Below are 14,419 nucleotides of genomic sequence, written 5' to 3' on the forward strand. Positions count from 1 at the left end.
CACCGCAAAAGGCAGACCGAATGGACCAAATGTTGTGGATAAGTTCGAATTCCGATCACTGGACATACGGATGTGGCTGGTAATCAACCAAGTTGGCCCCTTCGCTGCGATTTTTTGGGGCGCAGTTCGCGGTCTCGGCATCACCGATGTCCGAAGTCGTGACGATGCACGCAAGCTTGCCGACGCGGTCGAAGCGATGCTGCAATCGCAGGCGGTGGCCAAGGGACGACGTCCCATGCGGCTTGAGGGGTGACTTCTACCGAAGAAGGCATTGGTCGGATATCATTCGAAATGAAGGTATGGCATCCGATGGCCCGATCGTGGTCGAAGCGGGTTCAGCCGCCATGGCCGACTGGATCTCCAACGCGACGCAGGAACTGGTGACCACCGATGGACTTTGCACTCTTACTGATCTACCTGACGATTGCGATTGGATTTTCATTTCTTTGTTCGATCGCCGAAGCGGTTTTGCTTTCGATCACGCCCAGCTATCTTGCGGAGCGAAAACGTGATCCCAACAAGTCGGCGGCTCGAATCATTCGGCTGAAGGAGAACGTCGATCGTCCCCTGGCAGCGATTCTCAGCTTGAACACGATTGCTCACACCGTCGGTGCGGCGGGGGTGGGGGCACAAGCGGCCAAGGTTTACGGCAGCCAGTGGGTCGGCGTGACGAGTGCGGTGCTGACGCTACTGATTCTCGTTTTTAGCGAAATCATTCCAAAGACGATTGGCGCCATGCACTGGCGAAAGTTGGCGGGCGTCGTTGCCGGATTCATCGACGGATTGATCCTCTTGATGCTGCCGCTGGTCTGGTTGTCCGAAGCGATCACCAAAGTTTTATCCAGCGGTGGCGACCGAGAACTGGTGACGCGGGGCGAGGTCGCGGCCATCGCCGAGCTGGGAACCCAGGAAGGAGTGTTGGGGACACGCGAGTCGAGCGTGTTAAAAAATTTGTTGAAGCTGGATTCGGTGTCTGTCGAGGATGTGATGACACCGCGAACCGTTGTGATTGCTCGTGAACAATCGACGATGCTGTCTGAGTTTGCCGAGGAGCTACGAAAACTTCCTGTCTCTCGAATTCCGATCTATGACAAGCGGCTCGACAACGTCGTCGGCTTTGTCCTGCAAAATGACATCATGCTCGCGTTGCTGGCGGGGGAAACCGACAAGACGCTCGCCGATTTTTCTCGCAAGTTGATCGCAGTGGAAGAACACGATTCGATCGCGGACACGTTTGAAGTGTTGTTGAATCAGCGTGAACACATCGCATTGGTGACGGATAAATACGGTGGAATGGAGGGCATTGTCACGCTCGAAGACGTGGTCGAAACGCTGCTGGGGCTGGAGATTGTGGATGAACAAGACGCCCAAGTTGACATGCAGAAACTCGCCCGCGAGCGCAGGCGAGACCGCGCCGAAAGACAGGGCACCGCAAAGTTTGCCGAAGTCATTCCACCCACGACCGAAGATGGGCAGTCATCCTAAACCCCGTCGAATGCACGTCGGAGTTATAAATCCTAGCTGACTCCACTGAATCATCATCGATCCCGCGATACCGTTGACGAAGCACTCGTTTGCTGTGGTGTGGGCTGGCGATCGAGATCCTGGTGCTGCGAGCCGAGGCAACTGGTGCGCCATGGTCATGCCGTCGCAGTCGTCGGCGGGCAGGAGAGCATCTGCTTGCATTGACATTGCCCTCTCTGGCGTTTGCTTGCTGCGCAAACGCCGTCTCTCCCAGAGGGAGAGAGTTTAAATCGGTTGCCAAAAGCTGCAGCAAAAGAATCGACGTCCCGAGCCACACCGGCATGGCGTTCTAAGGCGGAGCCCTGGAACGAGGGGATGCCCTGGAACGAGGGGATGCCCTGGAACGAGGGAGGGATTGCGGACGGTGTGGTCGACGCGATGAATCAGAACGCGTGTTTGTCCGGTGAACCTCATGGCGTCGCGTGTGTTGCGCAAATTGCGGATCGGTTTGCCGAACACGGAAAACGTCCCGTTGATTGAAGGTCGTGCGGTTGCTGCCCCTGTGCGGGGAAGGCGCATTTCTCTCACAAGCACCCCCGCGGATGACGAAAAATCGTCAGGGGGTTCGTGCCACCACTGATTCAGTCGCCGGGTGTGTTTTGTTTTCCAGACACGGCGACCGAATGCAGCAGATGATCGAGACGAAGCGAGCAACAAACCAAACTCAATGCAAATCGAATCCCCAGCCGATGAGGGGCGCCGCATGACGGCGTCTGGCGGTCAAGCACCTACGATGGCCCCAGCAATCGGGGCGTCGTTTCATCGCGGTATCCCTGAATTCAGCGACCTGATGTTGGCTTGCCGCCACCACGCGGCGCTGACGTTCGTGGTCGGCAGCGTGTTCGCGGCCACGCTGGCGATGGCCGCCTGGGCGTGGATCCGACCGAACTATCATGCCGAGGCATTGGTGCGTGTGCGCGAGAAGCAAAACGTGGTGTTTGCCCCGCAGACCTCGCGGGCAGAAGACATCGCCTTCTTTCGCTCCCAGGCCGCTTTGGTGCGATCCCATCAAGTCCTTTCGGCCGCCTTTGATGACGACGAAGTCCAGCAGCTGACCGATGTGATCCCCGATGGAAACCGCGTCGAATGGCTGGACGGGTTGTTGCGGGTCGAGACCCAATCGGGATCCGAAGTGATCAGCATCACGGTGCATCACGAAACGCCGCTGGTCGCCCAAGCGTTTTGCAACGCGATCACCCGGGCGTATCTGGACGAAATCACGCACCGGATTTCGTCGGATCGAAAGCTGCGTGAAGCCCAGCTCGAGCAAGCCGTGGTGGCGGCGGACATGCAGCTGGACAAGCTCTGGGAAGACCTCAATAGCGTCGCCCGATCGGTGGGCTCGGACAGTGCTGAATCGTTGACCATTCGTGACGAATTGCAGTTTCAATCCTATCGTGATTACGCCCAACAGTTGCAAGCGGCACAGCTCAGGGGCAGCCAGCTGCAAAGCCAGCTGGACGAGTTGCAGGCAAGCCATGGTGAACAGCCCACGGTCAGCGATGACGTTGTCGAAAAATTGTTGCGGCAGAACCGCGAGGTCAGCACGGGGCGCAAGCAGCTGATGGGCTTGGAACTGCAGTGCCAGCAGATGGAAAAGATTGCCGCCAGTGCGGACTCGCCACAGATGCGTCGGCTGACGGACCAACGCGACCGGTTTGCCGAAGAACTGGAGCAATTGATTCAACGCACCCGCGCCGATATCAGCGAGACGCTGCTGATCCAGGCCCAATCGGAACACCAGCAGTTGTTTGCGAAGCTCAAGCAGCAGATCGAATTGAATCGCAGCGAAAAAGAGTTTCTGCGGGAACGTTTGACCGAACTGAATTCTGTCGTTGCCCGTGCGGCCCCGAAAACCGCTGTGCCGCTGGACATGTCCCGTCACGCGGTCGATCGGCAAAGTCGTCTGGCCGACGGACTTTGGAAGACGCTGCAGGAGTTTAGGATCGAAGGACAATCGCAACCTCGTGTCGCCCTGCAGTCCCTGGCGACGCTGCCCACGCAAGCGAATCATTCGCGTCAACTGAGGGCGGCCGCGGCCAGCGGGGCGGGCGGATGGATGCTGATCATGTTCGCCGTCGGGTACCTGGAATGGCGGGATTGTCGCGTGCGATCCCCTCGTGATCTGGTTTCTCGATCACGATTCCCCGTCTTTGGCACGAATTCCTATGCGGCCACGCAGTCCAAGTTCGGCTTCGGGTTGCGGCAAAAACAAATGAGCGGCGGTGTGCGAGAGGCGGTTGCACGAGTCTTTTTGCGGAACCAGGATGCCGCGGACAGCGTCACGCTGATGGTCACCAGTTGCGTCGCGAACGAGCCGCGTCAGCTGGTTTCACAAGAAATGGCCGTCCTGCTGGGAAGTTTCCATCGTCGAGTGTTGTTGATCGACTGCGATACCGACCGGGGGCAGCTGAGCCACGCACTCGGAGCATCGCGATCCAGGGGAATCCGGCAACTACCCGTCGGCAACCAGGCTCCTGCGGTGGAGACGATCGCGGAGGTGTTGGTTGCGACGAATCAAACCGAGGTGGATTTCATGCCGATCGGGACCATCGACGACGATCAGACGTGGATTGATCCCAGAACGTTGCGGCACGTGATCGGCGTCCTGCGGCCACGCTACGACGCGATCGTCGTCAACGGCCCGTCATTGATGGGGTCGGCCGAGGGGGCGTTGCTCGCCGAAGAAGTCGATTCGAGTGTGTTTGCCGTGTTCGTCGATGACAGCCGCTGGAATCAACTGGTGCTGTGCGAAGAGTCGGCCCGCCAATCGGGAATCACGCTCAGCGGTTCCATTGTTTATTCAGGCACGGGCAAATCCGGTCTGCGTTTGGATCCCGATCGATCCACGACCGCTGCGACGTCTTCGCCCGCATCCGACGATACCGAAAACGAGACGGCGCTGCGTCTGGAAATCGACGCATTGCAGGATGAACTGCGTCGGGTGCGCACCGACGGAGAATCGCAAGCGGCCCCCCCAAATTCCGACTCCATGGCAACCCAAATCGAGGACGTGACCCCTTCATGAGTGAACCCACTTTGCCCTCCCCGGTACCATCACTCGTGGCTCTTGCAGCGGATTCAGACTTGTTTCTCCATCCGCCCCATCGACCTGGATCCGCGGCGTCTTCGATGGCGCCCTCCATGGTGACGGTTGAGCCGGCAGACGAGTCGTTGGTGGTGCCGACGAAGTACTTTCGTGCAAAGCCGTTCGTTGAATGGGTGATCACGGCATTGTTGATGTCGGTCGCGATCCCGATCATGGCGATCGTGGCGTTCATCATCCTGGTCTGCGATGGGCGCCCTCTTTTCTATCGCCAGGTGCGTGTGGGGAAGAACGGCAAGAACTTCCAAATTTGGAAGTTTCGCACCATGCGGACCGGTGCTGAAAAGGACACCGGACCGGTCTGGAGCAGCCCGAACGATTCGCGAGTGACCCGATCGGGCCGCTGGTTGAGATGTTGCCATCTGGATGAATTGCCACAATTCATCAATGTGCTGGCGGGCGAAATGAGTCTGGTCGGCCCCCGCCCGGAACGCCCCGAATTTGTGTCGACCTTGGCGGAAGAGGTGCCGGGTTACTTGCGACGCACTCGGGTCCGCCCCGGCATCACCGGTCTGGCACAACTGAAACTGGGCTATGACGAATCGATCGTGGGAATTCCCGAGAAAGTCGCGTGTGATCTGCAATACATTGGCACGGCCAGTCTGTACCAAGACCTGAAACTGTTGCTGGCGACGCTTCCCTACATCGCGGGGCAGCTCTCCTTCAAACTGAGGGCGAAATCGCGGCGTCGTGTTCCGACGGCCGCCGCACCGATGGGACCGGCAACGATGCAGGCCGAGCAATCTGAGTCTGCACCACAGCAAGACCCCGCGATCGAGCTGACGCAGAACGTGGCGTGACCAACGCACGGAAAACGTGCGGGAGAGGCTTCCAGCGTGTCGACTCAGCAACCGCTGCTGAGAAATCGGTGAGAATCAGCAGAGGGATGGCAGAATGATCCGGGGCAGAATGATGGGCAACGCGGTGAAGCATTTCTCCCCGTGTGTTCCTTGAGGTATTAGCGGCAGGGCGCGAGTCCTCCGGTCTTTCACGCTGTTTTTGTGAAACGCGACCGGACGGCTCGCGGGCTACCGCTAAAAAAGCTTCACGGCGTCGAAGATCGGTTCGGCCAGCCCCTGTTCGGCCTGTGCGACGAGTGCCGCCATCTCCCGTGCGGTCACGTAGTAGTACTTGAATCCGTAACGATCGGCGGTTTCCCGCAGTCTGGCGTGAAACTCCGTGGCCCGTGAACTCAACCACACCTCGGTGTTGGCTTCCAGCGCGCCGTGTGTGTGCAGTTTGACGAATTGCCACTGGGGGTGCCCGGAAACGATGACGCGTGCTTTGAGCCAGTCGTCGATTCGGTTTTCCGAGAGCGGTTGCGAGCCGGCGACGTTGCCATTTTCGATCCGCGGTTTTTGCCAGGGTCGCCGGTGGGTAACGACCAACGGACCTTGGATCATCAGCAACCCGTCCCGCGGTCGTGCCGCGCCGACGGTTGCGGGGATGCCGGTGTCGTGCGACTTGGGCCGTTGGGGGTCGTCGATGGCGTAGTAGATGCTGTTGATCGTGCGTGTTTGTGCCGCGTGGGGAGCGGCGGGCATGGTGAAGTCGGCGTAACACCCGGTTTCGCGCAGGACCGTCAGTTCGTCGTTGACGCCGCAGTGGCATCCGTCGGGGTGCGAATTGTCCAGCGCCCAGTTGCCGTGGATGAATCCGTAGCGGATCTGGCCGGACGCGTCTCGGTGCAACAGTCCGTGTCGCGTGTGCAGGGTTTCGGTCGACCGCAACAGAAGCTCACGCAAGGACGCGGCGTTGTCGTTGTCGTGATGCAAGTGCACCTCCACGTCCCCGTAGCCCGACCGCGTCAGCGTCGCGAGCTTTTCCAGATGCTCGGGGAGGTAACATTCGATCGGATAAAAAAAGCTGTGCTGTGGCGGTCGGCCGCGCGAGTCGCAACAGCCGTCGACCGTGCGCGGGTAGTCGTTCAGCCAGCGATCCACGCGCTGTCGTTGCAATTCCAACGCCGCTCGGCCACGCTCGGGCTCGAAATGGTCGGTGACACAGACGAACACGTGCGAGGGGGTCGGCAGCGACCGTTGTCCCGCGCGATAGGCGCGGGCGAACGTCGTCGTTCCCATTCCCCGGATTTGCATCACTGGCGAGCCCTGTTTCTCAAAATTTCCCCCAATACGGAAACGCTGTGAAGCATCTATTTTCTATGTTTTACGGGGTGTTAGCGGCAGGGCGCGAGCCCTCCGGTTCCTCATCGCTGCCGACCTACCGGAGCGCTCGCGCCCTACCGCTAAAAATTGCTTCACAGCGTTGCCAATCAGGGTTCGGTCCCGAATGGCATTGGCATCAGTGTAAAGGGATTCCGCAACCGTTGGTGTCTAGCGTTTACGGACCGTCCAGCTTTTCGAGTACGACGGCCCTTCCGGGCCGTCGTCCGCTGTACCCCCGACGACGACCTAGAAAGGACGTCGTAAAATTGTCCGCGGACCGCGTCACACTCCATCGACGAGATCGTTGGTCTTTTTCGCGTTTCGCGTCTTTCCTAAGCGGCACGCTTTTCGCTTGCAGGTACCGGTTCGGAGGTCGCGGGGATGTGGCTCCAACTCGATCGTTCGGTCGGATTCCAAATCACGGTATCATGTCCGATCAGATATCGGCAGATTCCAAAGCCGATGGCAGCGTTCATGACGACGAACGACGTACCGGCGCGAGCCAAACGCGAGGCGAGCGAGCGACGCGATGTCACCAAGCCATAGGCGGCCGCTCCGTAGGCGAACGCTTGCAACAGCAGAAGGAATTGAAAGCGGGGCTCGGTCGCCAACATCAGGTTGCTGACCATGGCGGCGATCAACAGGAACGGACCGCACCAACGAGTCAGCTTGTGCGATGCAAATGCGGCTGCCTGGTCCAGGTTTTTCCACCGCAGCAGATCACGCAGCGTGGGCAGACATTGCATCGCGCCGAGACCGATTCGTTGGCGACGCAGGAACTCGCAACGGATCCCGCCGGTGCTGGGTGAATACGCCCGCGCGGTGGGATCGAACACCAGTCGACATTGATGCGTCATCCGCGCCAGCATCGGCAGCACCAGATCATCGTTGATCGTGGGGCGTGACGGGGCGACGAACATCGATCGCCGGATGGCGTAGATCGCCCCGCTGGCTCCCAGCGTGATTCCCAGTCGGGCTTCAAAGCCGCGGATCTTGTTTTCCAGTTTCCAGTACAGTGATTCGCTGGGCGCCCCTTGCCCGTCGACCATCGTGACTTTGCCGGCGACCACGCCGACCGTCGAATCGGTAAAGTGTCGCCCCAGCCGCTGTAATGAATCGCGGTCGAAACGCGTCGTCGCGTCGGTGAAAATAATCACGGGACTGGCGACAGACTGGACGGCGTTGACCAATGTGGCCGCCTTGCCGCGGCGAGTTTGAAAGGTAATGGATTTGACGCGGCCGTCGTTGAATCCCGACACCAGACGCGGCGTCGCATCGGTGCTGCCATCGGAGGCGATCAGAACGTGCAACCGCTCCGGCGGATAGTCGCAGTCGAAGATGTTTTCAATGCGTTCGGTGAGGTGATTCGCGGCGTTGTGGGCGGCGATCAGGACCGTGATCTCGGGCAGGTCCTCCGCCCGGTCGGAGACCGTCGGCGGTTCATCGCGGCCCAGCATGCGGGCCAGCATGGCAATCAGGATCGGATAACCGACGTAAGCATAAAATAACCCCAGCAGAGAACCGAGGAGCGTGAAAACGAGAACAGCGTGCACTGCAAGGATCCAGAGAGGGGCCACGACGTGACGGCAACGGTCGAACCCCCTTTAGGTTCGTCATTCGGGGGCCGACTTCGACGCTCAATCTGCAGGGATCCCATGAGGGAAAAAGGACATCGGCCGCTCACCGGCTGACCGCGTCCATGACCGCCGCCAGCTGGCTCGTCTGACGCCGGCGTGAGAATTGGCTGAGGTCCTCGTCAAGACCTGTTGACGGAACAGGCCGCTCGGCCAGCAACGTGACCAAACACGCGGCGATGCGATTCGTTTGGTCGGGAGAGAATCGATAGCTGTGCCCGTGTTGACCGATCAACGAGGCTGTCTCGCCGTTGCCGCAAACCGACAGGATGGGCTTTCGTAGCGACAGGTATTCGAACAGTTTGGCCGGGACCACACGCTCGGCGCCCGGTTCATCGGCCAATAACAGCAACAGCACGTCGGCCGACGCGGCCAATTCCAAGGACTGGCCGTGCGGCAGATAATCGTGGCGTTGGACGTTGACGACGGTTGCATCCAGTTTGGCGACGATCGCGTCTTGATGGGGCGTGCGTCGACCCGCGAGGATCAAATCGATGCGCGAAGCGGAATCGGGATCTGCGGCGGCGAGTTGAATCAACGCATCCACGACGGGTGAAATGTCGGTCAACTTCCAAAGCGTTCCCGTGTACACGATCCGCAATCGGTCCGACGGATTCGAGGCCGGACGCAGGGCTGGCAAATCGTCTTCGTCGTAACCGTTGTAGATGCAGTGCACCGACGCTCGGCCGCCGGTCGCTTGGATCTGGCCGGCGAGTTCCTCGGCGCTGGCTTGCGTCGTTGCCACCACCGCATCGGCTGCCCGCAAGACCTTGCCCAGCATCACCTGTTGTCGTCGAAACGCGATCCCGGATCGTTGGTGGTTTTCAAAGTGCTGGCTGGCCAACAGCCACTCATCGCGAAAGTCCAGGACGAGGGGTAATCCGAAACGACGCTTGAGGGTTCGGCCGAGCAAGAACGACGAAAACGGTGGGCCCGTCACGTACACCACGTCATGGGGAAGCTGACGCAGCGTTTGTGTCGCCAGTCGGGCGGCAAACGGGTTCCACAAGATCTGGGGGTCGGGTTGCAGCAGCGACATGCCCGCCTTTCGAACGCATTGCTTCATCCAACGTTTGAACGAAATCGATGACGGATCATCGGTCGCGATCAGTTTTTGCTTGGTCCGGTAAGACGGTTCGAGCGTTTTGGCGCGAAGCACCGTCGTCTGCGGATCCAGTTCCATCGACAGATCCTTGTCGCGAACCGGAACCGACGGATCGGCCGCGGTCAGCACGGTCGGTCGCCAATCATACCGGGGCAAGTACTTGGCAAACTTGACACTGCGTTGCACCCCTCCCCCGCCGGTCGGAGGGTAGGCGTAGCTGATCAAGAGCATCCGTCGCTGATCGCGCGTCATCATGCCGCCTTGCCGGTTCTCGACTCTCGCGACGAGAGGACTCGGTGAAAGACCGCCTCGAAACGCGACGCCATGTCCGCCAAGCCGTCGGGCACGAAGTCGCGTTCGGCATCCGGCGGAGACTCGATTTGCGCGACGACGGCATCGACCAGGGCATCCAGGTCGTTGTCGGGGACCAGTCGATCGACACCCGGCGTCGCGATTTCCGAGACGCCGCCCACGTCGGTCGCCACGAAGGGCACGCCGCAGGCGATCGACTCCAACAGCACGTTGGGAATTCCCTCGCTGTGGCTGGTCAAGACCATCGCGTCGGCGGCGTTGTAGCGAACGGCCAGTGCTTGTTGGCTGAGGTTGCCTTCGAATCGCACACAGTGATCCAACCCCAGTCGCCAGCGCAGGTTGATCAAGTGGTTTCGCATCGAACCATCGCCGGCGATCAAGATCCGCAACCGATCGCCCCACTTGATTTGCCACCGCCGAGCCGCTCGAAACAGCAGCGTCGGATTTTTGACCGATTCCAATCGTCCGGACCACATCAACACGATCGCGTCTCGGGGCAATTCACAAACGTCGCGGGCCTCTTCACGATCGTCGGGATGAAAGCAACGGTGATCGACGCCGCGATACACCACATCGATCTCTTCGGGTGGCATCCCCAGCCGGATCGCTTGCGCGGCCAAGTCCCGGCTGACCACGACCAGCCGCTGCGCGTCCGACAGCACGCTTTGAATGGCTCGCCGGCGAGCGGGGTGGTGGGGCAGAACCCGCAAATCACTGCCGCCGGAAAACACGACGCACGGCACGTGAAACAATTCGGCGGCTCGAACGGCAGCCCTTCCATCGGGATGCAGCCAATAGCCCATCACCACATCCGGTGTGAACGTGTTTTGCATCTGCTTGAGCACCGGCAAGATCGAACGCCAATAAAAAACGTCGTAGTGATTTCGCCAGAACTTCGGCGGATAAAAGTACGTGGGATGGGACACGTCGGACGAGGGATCAGGACTCGATCCCGGTTGGGGCTTCGGTTGACGAAGTCGTTCCACCCAGGGGACGGGCGCGACCACGCGCACGCGGTGGTTGACGCGCAAGGCGTCAACCAGATTGCGATTGAACATTCCCTGGCGGGGACTCGTGGGCGTCGGGTAGGTGGTGGCGATGTACAGCAAGTTCATGGTGTGGTCGTCCTGGCCAATTCAGCAATCACGGGGCGATGATCGCCGCCCAAGTCGGGGCCGACGTGGGCGTTCTGGACGATCCAGTTTCGGTCGGCCAGGACGTGATCGATTCTGACGCCATGAAAGCGTGTGTACTTGGTGTACCCCCATCCGCTTCCGGCGATCGAAAACGCATTCTGGAAACGGTTCCAAAACTCGCGGTGAAACGTACTTTCGGCGGGCAAGTTGAAATCACCCGCGACGATCGTGGGGAGTTCCGAGTCATCGATCGCATCGACGATCTGTCTGGAAAGATCGCGGCGCAGTTGGCCCATCTGTCGGATCGCGTCCGGCCCGCGATCGAAATCCAAGTGCTGGATTCTTTCTAAGGCGGGTCGAAACGTGGGCAGGTGCACCGAAACCAATTGAATGCGACTGCCCTGGGGCCCGCCCAGTTCGCAACCGATCGCGGCCACGGCTCGGAAATTGTTTTCCGAGTGCCGGCCGAGCACGCGCGCCTCGCTCAAATCAAGCGGGCTTCCGATCACGACGTGATGCGCTTGTCGGCGTTGCCAGCCCAGTTTTCGGAACAACGGATCGGAAACCGCTTGGGTGCATTCTTGCAGCATCAAGACATCGATTCGGTTGTCGTGAATCAATTGAATGAGTTGCCGGTCATCCAGGGTGCCGCCGCCGACGTTGCAAGTCAGCACGCGAAGTGTTCGCGCCGTGCCGGTGGGAGTTGCGGTTCGGCGCGGCAACTGGAACCCCAAGATCGGAAACAGGACGACGAAGGCATGAATCAAATAGATCGGCGTCCATCGCCATCGAAGCTTGAGGGTCAATGGGACCAGCAACAGCAGCGGCAGCGCCGCCACCCAGCGGGGCGAGAACAGAAACAGCGTGACCAGCCAATACGAATTCAGACTCGAGTGCATCACCGCAGCGCCGATGATCAACAACACGAGATACAAAATCGCGAAAATCAGCGTCGCACGTTTCATCCCGCGATCCTGGATGGGTGGCTTCGTTGGGGGCCGGAGTAGCCGATGACGACGCGCATTTTACCCGCCGCCGTCAATTGGATCTGATCGACCTGCTGAATCTCCAATTGAGAGGAATCACCGATGTGATGAAGGATCCGCTGTCGCAGCGCATCGCGGTCGTCGGCGTTCCAGTTGTCACCCACGACGACTTGCAATCGGATCACGTCGCGCCGCGTCTGGACGGCTTGGAATTGGCGAATCGCCGGGATGTCTTTGATGATGTGGGGAAAGAACGCGCCGGGCAGGTGACGGCCGTCGGGTAATTTCAACACATCCATCTGTCGGCCGACAATTTTTTCCAGCAACGGCAGCCCGCGACCACAATCGCAATCCCCCGTACCCGCCACGGCGCGATCCCCGATGGCATAACGCACAAACGGCATCGCCGTGTTGAACAGATCGGTGACCAGGATTTGACCTTCTTCACCGGGGGCGGATGGATTGCCGTGGTCGTCCACGATTTCGACGATCAAATTTTCGCTGGTCACGTGTAAGCCCCGGTGACGATCACACTCGGCGGCAATCAGGGTGAACTCGCGCGAGCCATAGGTTTCGAAGACGGGTGATCCGAAGGCGCGCTCGATCAATTCCCGTTGATGGTCGTACAATTTCTCGGAACCGACGATGATCGATTCGGGCCGGTGGGTGCGGAGACCGCGTTCGTCGATCGCCCGGGCCAAGACAAACAGCGGATTGGCGTAAGCGACCAAGACCTTGGGGCGATAACGATTGAGTCGATTGACGTAATCGCTGACATTGGATTCTGACATCTCAAAACTGTTCAGCATGTCACGTCGGTAGAGCAATCGGGCGTACAAACACTCTTTCAGGTGCTGGCGCCAGGGCAGCTTGTTCAGATTGACGCCCCACAGATGAGACTGTTTCGTGCCCGGGGACGCACCTGCCCAGCCGTATCCGCGAAAGGCCGCCGCCACGCGTCGGTCGTTGGCGTCCCGTTCGATCAAGAACCGCAACGGGGCACCGCTGGACCCACCGGTCGCCTTGGAAACGAACGCGACGCCCGGGTAGCGGGATCGAATGGCATCGGCGTTTTCGCGGATCATTTCGCGGGTGGTGATCGGCAAGGATCTCAGATCATCCAGGGACCAGACGGCATCGACGTCGATTCCGTGATCGGCCCAGCGATCGCGATACCAGGCCGAATGCGCGTTGCAGTAGGTGAGCAAGTCACGCAGTCGCCGCACTTGCAAGGATTCGATTTGCTGCCGTGGCCACCATTGGCTCGCTTCCAAGTCCCGCCAATGATGGAACGTTTTGCGACGCTTGATTCCCGATTCGAATGCGGGCAGGATCCATTTTTGATAGGCCCAATCGATCATCATGCTGCCTCGGCGGAGTAAAGGTTCTCGTAGGCATGCACCATTTTTCGAACACAGAACTTGGCTTCGACGCGGGCACGTCCCTCGCTGCCGAACCGGCGGACAAGCAGCGGGTCTTCATTCAATCGCTGAATCGCTCCGGCGATCGCCGCGGGATCACGCGGGGGCACCAGGATTCCGGTTTGCCCGTCCGCAACGACTTCGGGATTACCGCCGACGTCGCAGGCGACGACCGGCAAACCGGTCGCCATCGCTTCGAGCAGCGTCAACGAGATCCCTTCGGTGACCGACGGCAAGACGAACATGGATGCTTGCGCCAACACCGCGGGAATGTCGTCACGGATGCCGTGGAAATGAACCTGGTCGCACAATTGCAACGTTTGCGTGAGAGTTTCCAAGCGTTGACGCTCGCTGCCGTCACCGATGATGTCCAAGGCGAGACGACAGTGGCGTTGCTTGGCGACGTGGATCGCCTGGATCAGTGACGCGATATCTTTTTCAGGACTGAGCCTTGCCACCACGACGGCCCGTCCCCGTGGTCGGTTGTCGACGAGCGTGAATCGTTCCAGGTCGACGCCGTTGAAAATGGTGGTCGTTTTCTCCGCCGCGATGCCTTCATCGATCGTCAGTCTCGCCCCGTCGTTGGACACACTGACCACCCGGTCGACCCATCGTGACAGGCCGCGAAACAGGGTGGTCTGGCGACGCGAAGAATCGAACCGCTGGCCGTGCCGCGTGTGGATGATGCGGGGGGTGCGGGCGATCCTTGCCGCGGCGACTCCGTAGACATAGGCCGCGGTATTGTGGGTGTGGACGACGTCCGGTTTGATTCGGCGAAGCGTTTTGGCAAGTTGTGCGACGAGCCGGGGCTTGAGGCCTTCGCCTTTGTCCATCGCGATCACGGGCCAGCGATGCGATTCGATCTCGGGTGCCAGATCGCCGCGCGGCTGCAGCGAGACGAACGTCAATTCGTATCGCGAACGATCGGCAAAACGGGCGAATTCGACGAGCAGTTTTTCCATCCCGCCGACGTGGGTTCCGAGCGAAATGTGGACGACGTGTTGAGCGCTCATGCGGCGTCCTCGGTCAA

General features: G+C 59.9%; 11 protein-coding genes. 4 read left to right on the forward strand and 7 right to left on the reverse strand.

Going from position 1 to position 14,419, the window contains the following annotated elements; all coding sequences use genetic code 11:
- Positions 1 to 70 precede the first annotated feature (70 nt).
- The 4 genes from Enr13x_RS03570 to Enr13x_RS03585 all read left to right on the forward strand — a co-directional run bounded on the left by Enr13x_RS03570 (position 71) and on the right by Enr13x_RS03585 (position 5,430).
- Positions 71 to 253, forward strand: coding sequence for a hypothetical protein (locus Enr13x_RS03570; protein WP_145384729.1), 183 nt, complete (start codon positions 71 to 73; stop codon positions 251 to 253).
- A gap of 137 nt (positions 254 to 390) precedes the next feature.
- Positions 391 to 1,485: a CNNM domain-containing protein gene (locus Enr13x_RS03575; RefSeq protein ID WP_145384730.1), complete on the forward strand. Its 1,095-nt coding sequence runs from the start codon at positions 391 to 393 to the stop codon at positions 1,483 to 1,485.
- Between the two features lie 772 nt (positions 1,486 to 2,257).
- Positions 2,258 to 4,552 (forward strand): GumC domain-containing protein, encoded by a 2,295-nt coding sequence (locus tag Enr13x_RS03580; protein WP_197455756.1) that lies wholly within the window; start codon positions 2,258 to 2,260, stop codon positions 4,550 to 4,552.
- 116 nt (positions 4,553 to 4,668) lie between these two features.
- On the forward strand, positions 4,669 to 5,430 hold the full coding sequence (locus Enr13x_RS03585; RefSeq protein ID WP_197455757.1) for a sugar transferase: 762 nt from the start codon (positions 4,669 to 4,671) through the stop codon (positions 5,428 to 5,430).
- Positions 5,431 to 5,664: 234 nt separating this feature from the next.
- On the opposite strand, the gene Enr13x_RS03590 is transcribed toward Enr13x_RS03585, so the two are convergent.
- The 7 genes from Enr13x_RS03590 to Enr13x_RS03620 form a co-directional block, all read right to left on the reverse strand.
- A complete protein-coding gene (locus Enr13x_RS03590; protein WP_145384733.1) occupies positions 5,665 to 6,711 on the reverse strand; it encodes a hypothetical protein in 1,047 nt (348 codons plus the stop codon).
- A gap of 416 nt (positions 6,712 to 7,127) precedes the next feature.
- Positions 7,128 to 8,348, reverse strand: a complete 1,221-nt coding sequence (locus Enr13x_RS03595; RefSeq protein ID WP_145384734.1) for a glycosyltransferase family 2 protein — start codon at positions 8,346 to 8,348, stop codon at positions 7,128 to 7,130.
- A 127-nt stretch (positions 8,349 to 8,475) separates the two neighbouring features.
- A complete protein-coding gene (locus Enr13x_RS03600; RefSeq protein ID WP_145384735.1) occupies positions 8,476 to 9,789 on the reverse strand; it encodes a glycosyltransferase in 1,314 nt (437 codons plus the stop codon).
- Positions 9,786 to 10,961 carry a glycosyltransferase gene (locus Enr13x_RS03605; protein WP_145384736.1) on the reverse strand — a complete coding sequence of 392 codons (1,176 nt, stop codon included), beginning with the start codon at positions 10,959 to 10,961 and terminating at the stop codon, positions 9,786 to 9,788. Before Enr13x_RS03605 ends, Enr13x_RS03600 begins: the two co-directional genes overlap by 4 nt.
- The gene (locus tag Enr13x_RS03610; protein WP_145384737.1) at positions 10,958 to 11,947 is read right to left on the reverse strand and encodes an endonuclease/exonuclease/phosphatase family protein; all 990 of its coding nucleotides are present in this window, start codon (positions 11,945 to 11,947) and stop codon (positions 10,958 to 10,960) included. Before Enr13x_RS03610 ends, Enr13x_RS03605 begins: the two co-directional genes overlap by 4 nt.
- The gene (locus Enr13x_RS03615) at positions 11,944 to 13,332 is read right to left on the reverse strand and encodes a phenylacetate--CoA ligase family protein (protein WP_145384738.1); all 1,389 of its coding nucleotides are present in this window, start codon (positions 13,330 to 13,332) and stop codon (positions 11,944 to 11,946) included. The genes Enr13x_RS03610 and Enr13x_RS03615 overlap by 4 nt, the downstream gene beginning before the upstream one ends.
- Positions 13,329 to 14,402 carry a glycosyltransferase gene (locus Enr13x_RS03620; RefSeq protein ID WP_145384739.1) on the reverse strand — a complete coding sequence of 358 codons (1,074 nt, stop codon included), beginning with the start codon at positions 14,400 to 14,402 and terminating at the stop codon, positions 13,329 to 13,331. Before Enr13x_RS03620 ends, Enr13x_RS03615 begins: the two co-directional genes overlap by 4 nt.
- Positions 14,403 to 14,419 lie beyond the last annotated feature (17 nt).

Origin of the sequence: Stieleria neptunia (assembly GCF_007754155.1) — a bacterium.
In the GTDB taxonomy this organism is placed as follows: Bacteria; Planctomycetota; Planctomycetia; order Pirellulales; family Pirellulaceae; genus Stieleria; species Stieleria neptunia.